15 protein-coding genes are annotated in these 16,973 nt (G+C 48.2%); 4 read left to right on the top strand and 11 right to left on the bottom strand.

Annotated features, from left to right (window positions below; all coding sequences use genetic code 11):
* Positions 1–2: 2 nt before the first annotated feature.
* The gene (locus QLH52_RS08245) at positions 3–902 is read left to right on the top strand and encodes a 5'-nucleotidase (RefSeq protein ID WP_319961206.1); all 900 of its coding nucleotides are present in this window, start codon (positions 3–5) and stop codon (positions 900–902) included.
* Here QLH52_RS08245 and QLH52_RS08240 read toward each other — a convergent pair.
* A complete protein-coding gene (locus QLH52_RS08240; RefSeq protein ID WP_319961205.1) occupies positions 880–2,286 on the bottom strand; it encodes a hypothetical protein in 1,407 nt (468 codons plus the stop codon). The two genes, QLH52_RS08245 and QLH52_RS08240, sit on opposite strands and share 23 nt — an antisense overlap.
* Before the next feature lie 237 nt (positions 2,287–2,523).
* Between QLH52_RS08240 and lnt the strand changes: the two genes are divergently transcribed.
* From lnt to QLH52_RS08225, 3 genes are all read left to right on the top strand, one after another.
* A complete protein-coding gene (gene lnt, locus QLH52_RS08235; RefSeq protein WP_319961204.1) occupies positions 2,524–4,047 on the top strand; it encodes an apolipoprotein N-acyltransferase in 1,524 nt (507 codons plus the stop codon).
* Between the two features lie 51 nt (positions 4,048–4,098).
* On the top strand, positions 4,099–5,598 hold the full coding sequence (locus QLH52_RS08230) for an alkaline phosphatase (protein ID WP_319961203.1): 1,500 nt from the start codon (positions 4,099–4,101) through the stop codon (positions 5,596–5,598).
* A 1,283-nt stretch (positions 5,599–6,881) separates the two neighbouring features.
* On the top strand, positions 6,882–7,049 hold the full coding sequence (locus QLH52_RS08225; protein ID WP_165385923.1) for a hypothetical protein: 168 nt from the start codon (positions 6,882–6,884) through the stop codon (positions 7,047–7,049).
* A gap of 103 nt (positions 7,050–7,152) precedes the next feature.
* Here QLH52_RS08225 and rimI read toward each other — a convergent pair whose 3' ends face one another.
* The 10 genes from rimI to QLH52_RS08175 all read right to left on the bottom strand — a co-directional run bounded on the left by rimI (position 7,153) and on the right by QLH52_RS08175 (position 16,948).
* A complete protein-coding gene (rimI, locus tag QLH52_RS08220) occupies positions 7,153–7,707 on the bottom strand; it encodes a ribosomal protein S18-alanine N-acetyltransferase (protein ID WP_033158853.1) in 555 nt (184 codons plus the stop codon).
* A 4-nt stretch (positions 7,708–7,711) separates the two neighbouring features.
* Complete coding sequence (locus QLH52_RS08215) at positions 7,712–8,518, bottom strand: uracil-DNA glycosylase (protein WP_033158854.1); 807 nt, start codon at positions 8,516–8,518, stop codon at positions 7,712–7,714.
* Between the two features lie 13 nt (positions 8,519–8,531).
* A complete protein-coding gene (locus QLH52_RS08210) occupies positions 8,532–10,076 on the bottom strand; it encodes a 2-isopropylmalate synthase (RefSeq protein ID WP_033158855.1) in 1,545 nt (514 codons plus the stop codon).
* Positions 10,077–10,366: 290 nt separating this feature from the next.
* Positions 10,367–11,338, bottom strand: a complete 972-nt coding sequence (locus QLH52_RS08205) for a glycosyltransferase family 2 protein (RefSeq protein ID WP_319961202.1) — start codon at positions 11,336–11,338, stop codon at positions 10,367–10,369.
* A gap of 224 nt (positions 11,339–11,562) precedes the next feature.
* Positions 11,563–12,441: a glycosyltransferase family protein gene (locus QLH52_RS08200; RefSeq protein ID WP_319961201.1), complete on the bottom strand. Its 879-nt coding sequence runs from the start codon at positions 12,439–12,441 to the stop codon at positions 11,563–11,565.
* Between the two features lie 161 nt (positions 12,442–12,602).
* Positions 12,603–13,487, bottom strand: a complete 885-nt coding sequence (locus QLH52_RS08195; RefSeq protein WP_051670422.1) for a hypothetical protein — start codon at positions 13,485–13,487, stop codon at positions 12,603–12,605.
* 284 nt (positions 13,488–13,771) lie between these two features.
* Entirely contained in the window at positions 13,772–14,623 is an 852-nt protein-coding gene (locus tag QLH52_RS08190; protein WP_319961200.1) for a CHAD domain-containing protein, read from the bottom strand.
* Positions 14,624–14,626: 3 nt separating this feature from the next.
* Positions 14,627–15,367 carry a CDP-diacylglycerol--serine O-phosphatidyltransferase gene (gene pssA, locus QLH52_RS08185; RefSeq protein WP_033158857.1) on the bottom strand — a complete coding sequence of 247 codons (741 nt, stop codon included), beginning with the start codon at positions 15,365–15,367 and terminating at the stop codon, positions 14,627–14,629.
* Positions 15,368–15,609: 242 nt separating this feature from the next.
* On the bottom strand, positions 15,610–16,050 hold the full coding sequence (locus tag QLH52_RS08180; protein ID WP_319961199.1) for a DUF6678 family protein: 441 nt from the start codon (positions 16,048–16,050) through the stop codon (positions 15,610–15,612).
* Positions 16,051–16,168: 118 nt separating this feature from the next.
* The gene (locus QLH52_RS08175; RefSeq protein WP_319961198.1) at positions 16,169–16,948 is read right to left on the bottom strand and encodes an outer membrane protein OmpK; all 780 of its coding nucleotides are present in this window, start codon (positions 16,946–16,948) and stop codon (positions 16,169–16,171) included.
* Positions 16,949–16,973: the final 25 nt, after the last annotated feature.

The following is a 16,973-nucleotide window of genomic DNA, read 5'->3' as shown; positions in this document are numbered from 1 at the left end:
TCATGGATAATCAGAAACTGGTAGTTGCAGTATCCTCCAGGGCCTTATTCAATCTGGATGAATCGCATGCGATTTTCGAAACCCAAGGCAAGGAAGCCTTTTGTCGTTATCAGATTGAGCACGAAAATGAAATTCTGCAGCCGGGTTTCGGCTTTTCCTTGGTCAAGAAGTTTTTAGATATCAACAAAGCCTTTCCCGGTGCGCCGCTGGTGGAGATTATCCTGCTGTCGCAAAATAGCGCGGATACCGGCTTGCGTATCTTTAATTCAATCAACCACTACGATTTGGCGATTAGCCGGGCGGCGTTTACCAGCGGCGTCTCCCCTTACGAATATATCCCGGCCTTCGGTGCGCATTTGTTTCTATCCGCCAATGGTGAGGATGTGAGAAAAGCCTTGGCTGCGGGCTATGCCGCCGCAACCATTGTCTCCGGCGCGGTAGCCAATCCGTCTCCGCAATTGCGGATTGCGTTTGATGGGGACGCGGTGCTGTTTTCCGACGAATCCGAGCGTATTTATCAGCAACACGGTTTGGCGGCTTTTGCTGCCAACGAGCGCAACGAAGCGCATAAGCCTTTATCGGACGGGCCATTGAAAGAGTTTTTAAGTGCTTTGCACCGCATTCAAACCCATTTCGATCAAGATTTGTCGCCAATTCGCACGGCATTGGTCACCGCACGCGCCGCGCCCGCGCACGAGCGGGTCGTCAGAACCTTGCGGGCTTGGGGAATCAGGATAGATGAAGCCTTGTTTTTAGGCGGCATGCCCAAGGGGGCGTTTTTAAAAGCGTTTGGCGCCGATATTTTCTTCGATGATCAAAAAGGCCATTGCGATTCCGCGGAGTCACATCAAATTGCAGCAGCTCACGTCCCGCATGGCGTCACAAATCAACACCGACCTTGAAGCGCACTAACCAGGGCGTACTTTCCACGCAAGCTTTCAAATACAAGGTGTTGCCGTATAGCAGTTTGATTTTACTGCCTACCGTGTATTTGCTGTTGGCTAACAACACTTCAGGTTGAGCGGTTTCCATCCCGATGACTATCGCTTTCTGGCTGTTACTGTCGCCGGCATTTTCGATGTCGTGGATAGTAATGTTGCCGATAATAGGTTCCAGCAAAATTAGTGTCACATCTTCATAGAGCGTTTGCTGGCGAACTATCACCAGTTTGGCGGGTTGCTGCTCCCGGCAAAGTAAGCCAATATCGCCTGTTGAACAATTGGGTGCGGGGCTTTCCGCTACCAGAAATTGTTTACTGACATTGCGTAACAGACTCAGACTGGTGCCATGCTCGGGAAAACTGATCAGCGAAGAATTTAACGGTTTGTAGAAACTTTTCTCATGCTCCAACGGCACTAGAGACATATCGCGAGCCAGGGATCTTCCGCGCGATAACTGCGAGCTCAGGTTCATGATTTTCGATAATTTTTCTTCACCTTGTAGATGGGCGCTAACCGCAACGAAGCCCTCGAGTAAGTGTGCCGGCATCGGCGGGCCGATGGCCACCGATGCGAAAATATTGCTGTATCCCGTCAAGTGCAAGGCCAGTTTGGTTTGCATGTTTGAATTCAGTTCGGTCTCGATTTCGCCAAGTTGCAAGGCATGGCCGAAGTTCTGGCAACTGATGTACACCGAGCCGCGTGGCAATGTGCTGTTAGTACGCGGCATAGGGCTTGGTTCACTGCCCAGATTCCAAATAAAACGGCAATCCGGATTGGGGGTTTTGCTGATCTCCAGGCGATCCTGATGCCGACTGACCAACTGAAATAATTGACTGATTTCAGTTGTTGAATATTGGTTGGGTTTGCTGAGTGCAAACAATAGGTTGCGCTTGATGACTGCTTCAATGGTGCTTTGTAACTTGAATTCCTGCGGTTTGGACGAGACCGGTTTTTTTAACAATTGCAGTTCGCCGGCTATGGTGTAAAGCAGGCCGCTCTTTTTCCACAAGGTCGTGGACGGCATTTCGTAAAACAGCGCCGTGCTGCGCAGACAATACCCCGCGAGCTGCAAGGCATAAAATATCGCTTGTTGGGTCAGCGATGTATCGAGTTGTTTGGTCTCGACCGTGCGGCAAAAAGCCAGGCTCAAATGTCTGAGTAACTGGATGGCTAGTTTCGCAATTTTCAGCGCTTTGCTGTTGGTGGCAATGTCTGTTTCGGAACGCGCCGCGTTGGTCAAGCCATTGGATAAATGCAATGTCAGCGGGGTTAAGTTTACGAGTATCGGCAATACGTTTGCGGCTGTGCCGTTAAAGCGACTCAGTTGTTTAAGGACCAGATTCAACTGGTTCGCCGCGTTCGCCGCGGGTAGCGCGCTTAGTGAATTAATCCATCCGCCGAGGGATTCCGTTGACAGCTCAAAAGGCAGTGATGCGTTATCGGTCATGTACTTGCGAGTTAAGATGTGTTGAAAACATAAACTCAGTTTAGTTCAGATTGACGGCTATAGGCAGTTGCCGATTTTACGAAACCTCGGCAGCTGCATAAAATGCCGATTCCATCGAATAAACACAGCAGAGTAATGAAGCGAATATTGAATTATAAATGGGAACTTGCCGCTCCCGTTTTTGGAGCATTGCTCACCTTGGCCTTTGCGCCATACGATTATGCTTACGCCGCAATCGGCGCTTTAGCTTTTATTTACTGGATTTGGCAGCGGCAGGCGCCGAACAGGGCCGCTCTTAGTGGTTATTTGTTCGGTTTGGGCTTGTTCGGATCGGGGATTTGGTGGACGTATATCAGTATTCACGATTTCGGCGGTTGCGACCCGTATAGCTCGATAGCGTTGACGGCTCTGTTGGTAGCGGTTTGGACCTTATTTCCGGCTTTGACAGGCTGGTTTATCGCCAAAGCCTCAATCTTTTCCGGGGTTTGGCTACGCATAATAGCTGCCGCTATTGCTTGGGTAGCCGTCGAGTATTTTCGCGGTTATTGGTTGTTGAACGGTTTTCCGTGGCTGCAAATCGCTTACAGCCAACTATCTACGCCGTTGGCCGGTTACGCTCCACTGGCCGGGGTTTATGGGGTCGGGTTTTTGTTGGCGGTATCGGCTTTTTCCTTAGTCGAATTAGTGCGTGGCAAATTGCCGGCTTTGCCGGGGCTGCTGGTTTTAGGGGTAATTTGGGCAGGCGGTGGCTATTTGCAAACGGTGGCGTGGACTCAAGCCGTCGGCGCGCCGATCAAGGTCACCTTGGTGCAAGGCAATATCGGCCAGGATCAGAAGTGGCAGAAAAATCAGAAACTCAACACACTCAGGCTATATCAGGAACTTACCGAACAGCATTGGGATTCCGATGTGATTATCTGGCCGGAAACTTCGATTCCGGCCTTTCTGTCGCAAGTGAAAGAATTCTACATCGATCCGCTACAAACTGCCGCGCAAGCGCATGGGGTTGACTTGGTGGTTGGGCTACCCAGTAGCGGGCAGGGTAAGGATTATTACAACAGCGTCATGACCCTGGGCGAAAAACAAGCCCTGTATCATAAAAATCACTTACTGCCGTTTGGCGAATATTTACCGCTTCAGCCGTTATCGGGTTGGGTATTGGATAAGTTGCAAATACCGCTGGGCGATTTCGCGGCCGGTGGCGACCGGCAAGCCTTGTTGATGGCGGGCGGTCATGCGTTTGTCACTACTATCTGTTATGAAGATGCCTTCGGTGAATTGGTTGCCAGGCAAGTGGCGGATGCAGCGTATATCGTCAATATGACTAACGACGCTTGGTTCGGCGATTCCTCGCAGCCGCATCAACACATGCAAATGGCGCAAATGCGGGCGTTGGAAACCGGCCGCTATCTGGTTCGCGCGACCAATACCGGCGTGACCGGTTTTGTTGGTCCGGACGGGGCACTACGTAAGCAAGCGCCTTTGTTTACCACCACGACTTTAACCGATTATATAGTGCCGATGAGTGGTCTTACGCCTTACGTCATCTTGGGTGACAAAGGTTTTTTCGGGGTGTTGGCGGTGTTGCTGCTAGTGACGTATATCTGGTATCGCCGGTTCAATGCGGGCATTTTAAAGCTAGGTGCTGAAGTCGTTTAGAACTGCGGCGATTGATATAAAAAACATCCCTCAAAAGTACTTATGCTTCCTATGCACTGTAAATCCGCAATTCTGATAAGCACACTGAGCTTGGCGGCCGGGACATCCCAGGCTGAACCGGTTTTGGAAACGCCGGCATTCTGGTTGGAATCGGGGCAAAACCGTATCAAGGCGGCTGAGCAACTAGAAGCTAATCGAGCATTCGCCAAAAACGTCATTCTGTTCATTGGTGACGGTATGGGCATCTCGACTATTACCGCCGCGCGTATTCTGGAGGGGCAGCGCAAACCGGGCAATCGCGGTGGCGAGGAAAATTCGCTAAGTTTCGAAACAGCTCCCTATGTAGCGTTATCGAAAACTTATAGTGCCAATCAACAAACTCCGGATTCTGCGCCGACCATGTCAGCGATTATTACCGGTGTGAAAACCAATGATGGCGAATTGTCGGTAGGCATGCAGGTGGCTCGCCAGGAAAAGAGTGCAGAGGTCGTCAATACCTATAAGGTGAAAACCTTGCTAGAGCAAGCAGAGGAAAAAGGCCTATCAACTGGCGTGGTCTCTACTGCCCGAGTTACGCATGCCACGCCGGCTGCTTGTTACGCCCACACCTCTGAACGCGATTGGGAGTCCGATGCGCAAATTCCTGCGGGCGCCACCGTTCGCGATATTGCCAAACAATTACTGGATTTCGAATACGGCAATGGCCTGGAAGTGGCTTTGGGTGGCGGGCGCAGCATGTTTTTGCCCGAAACAACGCCGGATCCGGAAGATAGTGATAAGTTTGGTAGCCGTAAAGATGGTGTGGATTTGACCCAGCGTTGGTTAACCCAGTATCCGAAATCCGCCTATGTCTATAACAAAGCCGGCTTCGATGCGATAGATCCTAAGCAAACCGAGCATTTGCTGGGGCTGTTCGAACGTTCGCATATGGAATACGAACATGATCGGCTTCGCGATAAGGGTGGAGAGCCGTCTTTGACCGAGATGACCGAAAAAGCCATAGAGATATTGTCGAAAAATAAAAAAGGCTATGTGCTGATGGTGGAGGCTGGCCGTATCGATCATGCCCATCACGCCGGTAATGCTTATAGAGCTTTGACGGAAACCATCGAGCTCTCTAATGCGGTACGCAAGGCGTTGGAAAAAACCAATCCTCAGGATACGTTAATCATAGTTACCGCCGATCATAGCCACACCTTTACCATCGCCGGCTATCCGCAACGCGGTAATCCTATTTTGGGCTTAGTCAAGCAAGCTGGCGAGAAGGGATTTGCCAAGGACAGTAACGGATTGCCTTACGCGACGTTGGGATACGCCAACGGTCCGGGTTATCGAGGTCAAAAAGGCCGCCCCGATCTAAGCGCCGTCGATACCACGCATCCCGATTTTCTGCAGGAAGCCGTTGTACCGCTAGGCAGCGAAACGCACGGCGCCGAAGATGTGGCCATTTTCGCGTTCGGTCCCAAAGCGCATTTATTTCATGGCGTACAAGAGCAAAGTTACATCTATCAAGTGATGGCGCATGCCTTGAAGTTTAAAGCCGGCCGGTAAAATCTCACCAATCGTGAACACGGGATTCTCGGCGCAATTTGGGCTGCAGATAAGGCATTAAGACCGATTAAGCGTAACGAGCCAACTATGTCGGCAAATTTAAAAAATCATGGCAAATTAGCGCGTGGCCGGATTTGCTCGGGCCACTAATAATGCAATCTTAATTTACACATAATCTAGATTTAAGGAAGTCTGAATAAAGTACCGACATACAAATCTAGCTTAGACGGTTATAAGGAAAAATTATGGACAATTTAAAAGCGATACCAATAACCAGCAATACAGACGGCAATTATTGCGACCACTCTAACTTGACCATGGAATTCGCCTACGGGTCGCCAACCGGGAATTTTATCTGTACGGAATGCGGGCGACTGTTATCTAAATCGACGGCCCGACAGGCGGCATTTGTGCCAAATAGCGTGCCAATAAAAACCATGCCGCCTTCAAGATTACCCGTATTTATAGTTTAGATATTTGCACGAGAAAACCACGAATACAAAAAAGCCGGGTATTGTTCCCGGCTCTGCTTGTCTAATTGACAATTTAATGCATTCTTGAAAACTAAAGATATCGGTCTGACTGATATTAAATAAAATTATCTTCCTATCTCAACGTCACGCCATGCCTCAACGGCGAATTCCGCCAATTCTTTGATTATTCCAAGTATGAATAACGCAAGACCATAAGTAAGTCCGGCGAGTATCAGTACTGCAAGTATTTTCATAAGACCTCCCAAAAGCTATCGGCTGGACCGATTCTGCCACCTTTTTGCTAAAACTCAACAGTGTTTTGGTCACTCTTGTAGATGGCGTGTTTTCGAAAAAGTGGACAAAATCATCCAAAACAAACCCTTGGTTCGCTTTCTTAAAGTCAATTAAATTTTACAAATTTATTCATTTGAACTGCCATAGCTTGGTGGTGGCGCTATGTTTGTGTAATCAAACGATCTCGTCATCAGCCTAACAGATTAGCTTTAGGCTTTGGTGCGTCGACGTATGAGGCAAAGATAAGCGATCTTTTGCGTTACTGACCAAAAATGTCAGGTAACTGTCACTTATGGCAATACTGCGCTGAAAAAATAGTCTTATTTACGCAGATCGTTCGAGCAGGCGAAGGCCATTCCGTTGCCAGAAAATGGTGTGATATTTGCTTTGTACCTCTTGCCGAATGTTAGCAACCTAAATTTTCGGTACGACTAGTTACTTTTCTGAGCAGTATTGGTAAGTTAACGAATTCAATTGCTTGTGGGGATTAGACAAGCTTCAATTAAGGGAATTACGATGAAAACTAAATTCGGTAAATCCAACTCGCTTAAAACCCGTGATGCTGGTTTTCAAGCAAGTCCAATATATCTTTACGAAATTGACCTCAGAGTCCAAACGGCAAATTGGTTGAAGCAAGAGACTCAGCAATTGAAAAATAGATTGAAAAAATATCCGGCTGTATAACTTGTTAAACGCCCAATGTACGGCCCTAATCGGATCGGTTACCGTTTCCGAGCAATAGTGTTGGCGGGATAATTTAGGCCGACAGTGAATCTACATAACCCGGCTAGAGCATAGGTACCAGATCCAACTCAAACATAATCGCGTCCTCGCGACCGTTTTTGGCCGGATAATAATTCTTACGGGTGCCGATTTCGCGAAAACCGGTTTTTCGATACAAATTGATGGCGCCAGGATTACTGGGGCGCACCTCAAGGAATATTTTCTCAGCGCGGGGCCGGGCGTATTCGATTAAGTGTTCCAACATTTTGCGGCCGGCTCCCTGGCGTTGAAAGTCAGGGTTGACGCTGATGTTCATAATGTGAGCTTCGCCAGCGGCTACATTGATGATGCAATAGCCTACTATGTTGTCATCTGGCGCCTCGCACACCCAACTGGTGTAAGTCATGGTGCGGAAACAATCTTTAAATATCCCTTCCGACCACGGAAATTCGTAATTTAACTCTTCTATCTTTAAGACGCTGGTTAAATCAGCATGATCCATTTTGCGCATCCGCATTAAGTCTTTGCTATCTACCGAGTCTGGAAACACCTTGGCGTAAAACTCGCGGTCCGCATCGTAAATCACTGCATCTTTCAGTTTATGTAACAGTTTCCACATGGTCTTATTTTTCTAGTTTTTGATAGACCGACAGCGCAAACTGCAAGTCGCTCCAGGCTTTTGCCTTTTCCAGTAGCGAGCGCAATAGGTAAGCCGGGTGATGAATGACAATCAGCGGAATATCGTGTAATTGGTGTTGAACGCCGCGTAATTTTGCCAGAGGTTGTTGGGTGGTTAGCAAGCTTTGCGCAGCAATCCGGCCTACCGCCAAAATTATTTTCGGTTGTATCAATTCGATTTGCTGCTGCAGAAAGCGATTGCAGGCGGCGACTTCTTCGGCTTGCGGATCACGGTTATTCGGCGGCCGGCATTTCAATATATTGGCTATATAGACTTCTTCCCGCTTTAAACCTATCGCCCGCAACATTTCGGTTAATAATTGGCCGGCTTTGCCGACGAACGGTTCGCCTTGTAAATCTTCATTCTGCCCAGGCGCCTCACCAATCAGCATCCAGCTTGCTTGTTTATTGCCGACACCGAATACGGTTTGGGTGCGGGTTTTACACAGCGAGCAGGCTTCGCATAAAGAAACCTCGTGTTGCAGGTCTCTCCATATTTGATCGTTGGCGTGTGATGATGGCGACGAAGCAGGATGTCGCGGAAATTCGATATTAACGGTTTCGATGATGCTTGATACCGTTTGCTCGGAAGGCTCAACTTCGTGGGCTGCAAAGGGGGTAGACGGTACTACGTGTTCGATTCGACTTTCACAATGAACGGCCGCTTGCGGAACTGCGATGGGTAGACGCCTGGGTGTCCAGACGTCAATGCCCATCGCCTCCAAGTACTGCAAGCGGGTCGCGTTATCCATGGCGGCTCAAAAATCAGACATCGCCTTTTTGCGGATGCTGACGTTGGTCGGGCGTTTGCAGTTTGTTAACCGCGTTAATGTAAGCCTTGGCCGAGGCGATCACGATGTCGGTGTCGGCGCCGGAGCCGTTAACGATACGGCCGGCATTTTCCAGTCGGACGGTTACTTCACCCTGAGCATCCGTGCCGGTGGTGATGTTGTTAACCGAGTACAACGCCAAAGTCGCGCCGGTTTTTACCAAACTTTCGATGGCTTTCAGGCTGGCATCCACTGCACCACCGCCTTGCCCGCTGCCGGTGACTTCCTTGCCGTCGACACGTATCGTGACGGTGGCGTTAGGGACTTCGCCGGTTTCGGAACAGACTTTTAAGGCTACTAGTTTGATATGTTCGTCTTCCGCTTCGAAGCCTTGCTCGGAAATTAAGGCCTGCAAGTCTTCGTCGAAAATATCGTGCTTTTTGTCGGCCAATTGTTTGAAGCGGAAAAAAGCATCGTTCAAATCGGCTTCGCCGGCAAAGTCCACGCCCAGCTCTGCCATTCGGGTTTTGAAGGCGTTGCGGCCGGAATGTTTGCCTAAAACCATGCGGTTGGTGGTCCAGCCCACATCCTCGGCGCGCATAATTTCGTAAGTCTCGCGGTTTTTCAATACGCCGTCTTGATGAATGCCGGATTCGTGGGCAAAAGCATTGGCGCCGACGATGGCCTTGTTAGGCTGCACCGGAAACCCGGTGATGGATGACACAAGCTTTGAGCAAGTGACAATCTCGCGCGCATCCAAGCCGGTATCGCAGCCGAAGAAATCCTGGCGGGTGCGCACCGCCATCACCACTTCCTCCAAAGAGGCATTGCCCGCGCGTTCGCCCAAACCGTTGATCGTGCATTCTACCTGCCGCGCGCCGTTCATCACCGCCGACAAGGAGTTGGCAACCGCCAAGCCCAAATCATTGTGGCAATGTACTGAGAAGATAGCCTTGTCGGAATTGGGGATGCGCTTGATCAAATTGGCGATAGTCGCACCGAACTGCTGAGGCATGCTATAGCCGACCGTGTCCGGGATATTAAGTGTCGTCGCTCCGGCATCGATCACAGCTTCCAGGATTCGGCACAAGAAGTCTTCTTCCGAACGGCCGGCATCTTCCGGGGAGAATTCGACGTTATCGGTGTACTGGCGGGCGCGCTTTACTGCCCGAACTGCGTATTCGATGACCTGATCCGGCTGCATATTCAACTTCTTTTGCATATGGATCGGCGAAGTCGCGATAAAGGTATGGATGCGCGAGCTGTTTGCGCCTTTCAAGGCTTCGCCAGCCCGGTCGATGTCTTTGTCCAGCGCCCGCGCCAAGCCGCAAACTGTGCTGTCTTTGATGGCATCCGCCACTGCTTGCACCGCTTCGAAATCGCCTTGGCTGGCGGCTGGGAAGCCGGCTTCGATGACGTCGACTTTCATGCGCTCCAGAGCTCGGGCAATGCGGACTTTTTCATCGCGGGTCATTGAGGCGCCTGGGCTTTGCTCACCATCGCGCAAAGTTGTGTCGAATATAATTAATTTATCTTTCATGAGAACTCCGTTCATGAAATGTTCGGCGCTGAGGCCGAGGAACAGAAAAGGGTGGTATTGTTTAAATGAGGATAGAGTGCGCCCCTCAGGGCAGCAATCTTAAAGACAGGCCGAACAATTGTCTGCCAATGGCTGGCATGAAAACTAAGTGACTATGAAATTCGTTTTTCTGATTGTTCATGGTTGGAAACTATACTTGATTGCCGACTAAGGCTCAAGCTTGCGATGCTGCGGCGTTTGAGGCTGCTAAATCCATTTTACCTTTTGTTTCGATTCGGAATCTAACTAGGCTATCGTCGTATTTTAGAAAATAAACTCAATCCGCAGCTATAAAGAGCGTGCGCTAAAAACTTAATCTGCAGAAAGTGAATGCCGTATTGGAAACTGGCCATCATGGTTTTGACTGCTAGCAAGCCTTGGTTTTGATTGATGTATTCCCAACTCAAATCTTGGGCGGATTGGATGTAGTTGAGCCTGATCAGCTTGGCTAGATCAGGCCTGACATTTCGCTTAATCAGTTGTTTTTTTATTTCCAGATTGGATAAGGAGTGATCCATCCGGCGGCGAGGCTGAGACGAGTATCCCTGGCCCGCGCTACGTTGCAGGTACAAGCCTTCTGTCACTAATCCGCATCGGCCATTCAGCGCAGCGCGCAAAGCCCAATCGCAATCCCAAAGTAGGCAGTCTTCCTGATATAAGCCGATTTGCCTAACCTGTTCCCTGGTTGCCACTGGTCGTTGAAACGCCATAGGGACCCTTTTTAGCAAAGCTTTGAATAGACGGTCTGCGTCAAATTCCAGTAGGCTTTCTGTTACTTGCGTTCCAGCCAGATCTGCCAATATTTTGTTCATGGCGTCAGTGTAGGATTCGTGCGTCCATTTTGAATTTGGACCAAACCAAGCTACGCTCATGAACAGCGTGTTAATTTCTGGATGGTTTTCTAAAGTTGAAACAGCTTTTTCTAAATAAGTCGGTGCGTAAAGGTCGTCGTCGTCCAGAAACGCAATGTATTTGCCAGAAGCGGCGTTGATGCCGGTGTTTTTCGCTGCGGCTCCCCCCAAAGAGCTTGGGTGCCGCAAAACTTTAATCTTCGTTCCGAACTTTTCCTGGATCTGAGCGGGGTTTACCGGAGGGGTTGAGCAATCGTCAACGACAATGACTTCCAAATCCGCCAAGGTTTGATTGGCTACGCTGCTTATGGCTTCGTCCAAAAGGTCGGGGCGGTTGTGGGTGGGTATGATGACGGTAACTAGGCAGCTCATAGCATCGATTAGGCCGATTAAATTACAAAAGGTTTAACGGAAATATTGTGATGCATAAGATGAATCAAATAAATGCTGGTAGTTGGGCTATTATATCTTTAAGTCGATGATGGTGTCGCTTATTATGTTTAAGTAGTATCGGGCAGTGCCAATAAGGTAAATAGTTTGTTGGAGCTGATCGGAATGAAGCGGTGCTTTGTTCGAGAAATTAAAACAGATAGGCATTAAAATAAATTGAACGATTTTTTGAGGAAGCTTATTTTTGAGTAATTTTTAACAATAGTGCAGGCTTCTCGGAAGTTTAGGTGCTGTTTTGTTGAAAGATATTCATTCATTAGCACAGATTCTTTTGCGGTCGAATATGCCGCGCCCTGAGGTCTCAGGCTGTGCTGTACAGGAGTCGCATCGATAATCCCCATGGTTTTTTCCGATGCACTCACCTTTATTGGCCAAACGAGGTCATATCCCCATCCCATTGGACTTTCAAGATCAAACGGTAGTAATTCATTTACAATTGATTTATGCATGCTAAATAGCGGGCCAATTTCAACAAAATGTGTTTCGCGTGCATTTAGCCAAGGCCTGGAAACAACAAATGTATTATCAGCTGTACTGGTTCTCGTGCGGGCGGGTTGAGCCAAGCAAAAGTTTAAATGCTGTTGCCATCCGATAAAAGCATCGAGAAAGTTATCGTCAACAAAAATGTCGTCATCGGTAAAGACAAGATAATCGTATTTGCTTATGTCAACCTCTTCTAGAATTTCATTTAATATCGTAAATTTTGGTTTAAGCTCAAATATCTGCTTAACCAGAATTAGGTTGGCGTGGTTTTTATATTCGGCTTGGTTGTCTTTTAGAGAGTTTTTAGGGTTCAATGATACCCAGATTTGATCAACCGCACATGCTGTTGATTGATTAAACGCACTTATCAGGTGATTAAATGTGTTTTCTCTGTATTCTAAATATATTCCTAAAATTAGTACCTTCGGTTTGTTTTTAGGCACATGTTGTATTTTTAGTGGTTTGTGATGGGTAGGGCACCGCATCAATATTTGGGAAATTTTGATTTTTAAATAGCATTTAATTTCGTCTAAATAGTTCACGAATAATTCCTTGGGCCGTCAGCTAGTTGCGAAATGCTGTTCTTAAGGAGGTTGGCCGAACTCAGTTTCCAATTGGAGCAAGGAAACTTATGTTCTCATTGAATAAGATCTGCTGTGTTGTTTTGGATAGTCAGCATTTCGCCATTGCTGAATGGCGAATTTTAAAATATTTTTCGCCTATGAATATCCCAGTAAAAGCGTTTCAGACGCATGAAATAATGGGGGTAGAACAGAAATGTTTTGCAGCGGATTAACGGAGCGGAAATTAGCGTAAGCCAGTCTTCTAAGGCTGTAGGCGATAATAGCCCCAAACTTCTGACACCGCCTGGCGGCATCTCGATGCCGCGCTCGCGCTTAAATTCCTGCCAAATCTCTATACCTTTATTGACGGGCTCAACTTGATCTATTTTTCGAGGTTTTTGTTCAAGCCATTCGTCCGGGTTTACGCAAGGTACCGAATCAATTACCGCCACTCCGGTTTCGCGCTCTTCATCGGTCAGAAGGTGTAAATACCACCAATCAGTTCCGAAGGCAATTAAGCCCGGGTCGTAAGTTGCCATAAACCGATCCAGAATAGGCTTAGAGAACATTGGCACGCAGTTTTCCACGAAATTGGTAAGCCTCGCAAATCTGAAATGATTTGCTTTTGTGACTTCATGGCTTATTTTGCCGATGCTCAAGAAACCAGGCTGTAGCAAGACGAGTTTGTAGCGTTCTAAAATGCGGAATAACTGGCTAATTTGGCTGGCGCTCAATTCTATATCGTCGTCAAGTACGAATATTGCTCGATAGGGGGTGAGTAACTCTCCCCAGCGGTTATATATATCGTGTAGATTTGGATATTTGCCGCCTTTTCGCTCGTTGTAAAAATCAGCAACGCTCCGGTGATAATCACTTTCGCCTTCGTATTGAGTAACCCATAAGTCGAAATTTTTTTTGCCCGTGACCCATTTTTTTATATTGGATCGGTGGCCGGCTGAGGTGTAAACCAGATAGGGTGAAGACGGAACACCTATTTTAGGTGAGTTTCTATCATCTGATGCCATTGAAACCGCCTCTAATATTTCGTAATGCCACGTTATGAACTTTTTCTTGTTGATTTTGACGTTTGGGGATAGCGTTTAAGTTTGACGGCTTTAGTTTTTTCGGTAGCAGCTGATTGTCCTGAGGCAATGATAAAAAATAAACTCAATTGACAGTAGAGTTAATGGTTCGTAAGGTTTGCCGAGTCACATTGTTTTTCAATTGCTTAATAGAAAATTTTTTATTTCTGGTAGATCATCTCGTCGTTGGTGCCAATAAATAAGCCGACAATGAGTATAGCTAGTTTCTACGCGGATTCAAAAACCCAGTTTCTGTCGTTTTGGGTCACATGCCGAAACACCAAAATCTCCGAGCAACAGGTTATAAATGAGTCGATCAACTCTTGTTGTTGTCGTCGATAGTACTGCTCTACTGCGCTCGGTATCTGATGTTGAAAAAATAGCTCAAGGGTTTGCAACATGATTACAGAGTTTTGAATGTCACCCATGCGAGTTAACTGGCTTTTCAACAGGCTTGAGTCCATTTCAGCGTGAGTGGAATCAAGGCATTGCGCTGCTAAAAGCGTATAGCGCAATTTTTTAACAGCGATGCGCAGATGATGAATGCTGGCAGGTATGGTGGGATCCAGTGCTTCATAACGATTTATCACTAGGCCATAAATATTGTTAATGGCGCTTGGCAATGCCTGTTCAAGATCGATGTCGGTTGTTTGAGTTTTGAAGTATTTACCGGCTTTTTTCAACTTGCGACGCAGTTTCGGTTGATACAGGGTGGCAATAAATGAATGGTTTTCCAGCAGTAAACGCTGTTCGCAGCGATGCATGTACGCTAAAAAAGGCTCTAGCTCAGGAAGTATAGGCAGGGTCTTGGCCGCCTCGAACAGCATGACCTGGGTATCTCGCAATTCGTCGAAACCGTCGAGTTGCTTTTTCAACGCTTTGCGAATGCTTAGTAATGTGGGTTGTGGCTCCAAGGCATGTAGCAATTCTATCAGCGCCAACAAGCGCCGGGTGCTAATGCGTAATTCGTGGACGTTATCTTCGCTGGCGGTTTGGCGGCAGGCTTTCAAGCGTTTGCGATATTGGCGCCAGTGTATTTCCAAGGCGTCGAGCAACGGTTTGCCGCCGGTATTTTTCATCCGCTAACTTTTACGGCTTTGCAGCTTACGTTTGCGCAAAACCAAGGTAACTATAGGGCCGGATATGGCATAGCCGACCGATAGCAGGAACAGCATTCGCTGTGGTTGCGCCATTATGAAGCTGATAACCAGCATCGCGATAATGGCAACGATGAATGGCACTTTGTTTTTAAAATCGATTTCTTTGAAGCTGGAGTAACGGAAGTTGCTGACCATTAGCAAACCGGTAGTGATGGTGGTCAGCAATACCAGATACTTGATGTTTTCCACGTCATAACCGTTTTCCACGCAGAACCATAATCCACCGGCCAAAATAGCCGCCGCTGCCGGGCTGGGTAGGCCTTGAAAATAGCGTTTGTCGGCCACTTCCACTTGCGTGTTGAAACGCGCCAAACGTAACGCTCCACCGGCCATATGCACAAATGCGGCGAACAAGCCTGCTTGGCCCATGGTGGATAGAGTCCACAAATACATGACAATAGCCGGAGCAACGCCAAACGAAACCATATCGGACAAGCTGTCGTACTGCACGCCGAATTCGCTTTGCGTGTTAGTCAGGCGGGCAACTCGGCCGTCCAAGCCATCCAGTACCATCGCAATGAACATCGCAATCGCCGCTGTTTCGAAACGGCCGTTAATTGCCGAGGTGATTGCATAAAACCCGGCAAACATGGCGCCCGTGGTGAATAGATTGGGCAGTAGGTAAATGCCACGATGACGAGTAAGCGGTTGCTTCTTGATCATAATGTGTCTACAAAGGTTGAAAAGTTGGCGGCATTGTACATGCTGAATATGACAGATGCTTAACTAATGTGGCCGGTTTCGTGGGTATGAGAGAAGGCTTGTGATTATTGAGATTGTAGCCCGTATGCCGCGCGCCGAAGCACGGGGTTGAAACGTTGGCGCGATTGATAACTTTTGATTTTCAACCTGGATTTCTGCTGCGCTTCATCTAGGCTACGCTGACTGTCACGTTGACCGGAAGGTTAGGCCAATTTCTGGGGCGGGAAGTCTTCATATGACTTTGGAAAATAGCCCCAGATTCGTGCGACATCCCCCTTTATCTCATAATCAAAGCCGATGCTGGAAAGTTTTGAAGCAATCTCAGCGCTGTGATCAATAATCCTGGGCGGCGTTAAATGCCCCATGAATTCATGCTGATGCAGCCCAATATCAAACCACTCTACGCCAACAAATGGAAATGGTAGATGGTAATGCCACTCGGAATCCCATTCGGAGATATGACCATTTAGCCATTTACTTCTATACGAAGGCCGCCAGCCCGGCTTTTGCCGAAAGTAATTGATTAATTCATTCCACTTTGTGTCATTGGCAAGTGCGCCAAAATACTTGCATTTAGCTTGGAAAATGATCTTGTCTCGGTTAGAACCAAGCGGTGTTGCCGTGGCGTCGGGAAGTTCGCGCATCGAATTGGCCTACCGTAATGTTAATCGGCGCGGCGCTGTTTGCCGCGTCCGGTGGAATGAAGTGTTATATGCATGCTAACCAACTAACTGTCACGACTGCTGTTCATTTTCATTTGCCTCAAAACTTCCACAACACCAACGCCTGCGGCACGCTGTCCTGTAAGCCTTTAATCCCGTATTTGTTATGCCAATACTGGTATTCGATGCCGATATACAAATGGTCGCTATCACCCCATAAGTTGCCGAGGTCTAATCTAAGTTGCGGCTGCGCCAGGGCTTGGCGGGCGGCGGTGTGGTTATGGCCGATGAAGTCGGCAAAGCCTTCGAAGCTCCATTTCGTGCCGGCAATTTCGAACCGCAGTTTCCACACTGGGGTAATCTGCCAGGAGGTGCCGATGTCGGCGGTTTCGGTGACGCGCTGCCGTAAAAAGTCGACGTTGAAATAGTCGAAGCCCGGCAGGTCGAAATCGACGGTAACGCCATAAAGCCAAGCGCGAAAGCCGCTGCGCGAGCTGTTCATGTTTTCCCCAAGGTTGACGCCGGCGGTCACGCCGAAATCCTTGAAAATGCCGTAGGACAAGTCCAAGCCGATGACTTTACCGAGGCTGAAGGTGCTGTATGCCTCGCCGTAAAGATTGGTTTGCGCGGTTTGGCCGGATTCGGTAAACATCGTATCCATGAAGAAGAAGTTGCGGCCGTAAGCCCAGCCGTGGGCGTGGGTGACGGTGATGATGGACTGGCTGACGTCGTTGGCGTTGAACGGTTCCTGGTAGTTGCCGCCATGCAGATATTGGATCTCGCTGTTACTCCGTTGCATGAAATCAGCAGGGCAGGGCTGGGCCAAGGTCGCGGTGATGATACCAAGATAAAACCGGTTTAAGCGATAGCGATCAAGCATTTGGCAAAATCCAGCGGGCAAAAAA

It is taken from the genome of Methylomonas defluvii (assembly GCF_033949435.1).
GTDB classification, from domain to species: domain Bacteria; phylum Pseudomonadota; class Gammaproteobacteria; order Methylococcales; family Methylomonadaceae; genus Methylomonas; species Methylomonas defluvii.
The sequence above is the reverse complement of the archived record's forward strand: the minus strand, read 5'-3'. Positions and strand labels throughout refer to the sequence as shown.

What these genes read in the sequence shown, in the direction of transcription:
- QLH52_RS08225 (WP_165385923.1), top strand. Translation starts at nt 6,882, where the DNA reads ATGAAAACTAAATTCGGTAAATCCAACTCGCTTAAAACCCGTGATGCT.
- pssA (WP_033158857.1), bottom strand. Translation starts at nt 15,367, where the DNA reads ATGATCAAGAAGCAACCGCTTACTCGTCATCGTGGCATTTACCTACTG.
- QLH52_RS08230 (WP_319961203.1), top strand. Translation starts at nt 4,099, where the DNA reads ATGCACTGTAAATCCGCAATTCTGATAAGCACACTGAGCTTGGCGGCC.
- QLH52_RS08205 (WP_319961202.1), bottom strand. Translation starts at nt 11,338, where the DNA reads ATGAGCTGCCTAGTTACCGTCATCATACCCACCCACAACCGCCCCGAC.
- QLH52_RS08245 (WP_319961206.1), top strand. Translation starts at nt 3, where the DNA reads ATGGATAATCAGAAACTGGTAGTTGCAGTATCCTCCAGGGCCTTATTC.
- QLH52_RS08210 (WP_033158855.1), bottom strand. Translation starts at nt 10,076, where the DNA reads ATGAAAGATAAATTAATTATATTCGACACAACTTTGCGCGATGGTGAG.
- QLH52_RS08190 (WP_319961200.1), bottom strand. Translation starts at nt 14,623, where the DNA reads ATGAAAAATACCGGCGGCAAACCGTTGCTCGACGCCTTGGAAATACAC.
- QLH52_RS08180 (WP_319961199.1), bottom strand. Translation starts at nt 16,050, where the DNA reads ATGCGCGAACTTCCCGACGCCACGGCAACACCGCTTGGTTCTAACCGA.
- rimI (WP_033158853.1), bottom strand. Translation starts at nt 7,707, where the DNA reads ATGTGGAAACTGTTACATAAACTGAAAGATGCAGTGATTTACGATGCG.
- QLH52_RS08195 (WP_051670422.1), bottom strand. Translation starts at nt 13,487, where the DNA reads ATGGCATCAGATGATAGAAACTCACCTAAAATAGGTGTTCCGTCTTCA.
- lnt (WP_319961204.1), top strand. Translation starts at nt 2,524, where the DNA reads ATGAAGCGAATATTGAATTATAAATGGGAACTTGCCGCTCCCGTTTTT.
- QLH52_RS08175 (WP_319961198.1), bottom strand. Translation starts at nt 16,948, where the DNA reads ATGCTTGATCGCTATCGCTTAAACCGGTTTTATCTTGGTATCATCACC.
- QLH52_RS08215 (WP_033158854.1), bottom strand. Translation starts at nt 8,518, where the DNA reads ATGGATAACGCGACCCGCTTGCAGTACTTGGAGGCGATGGGCATTGAC.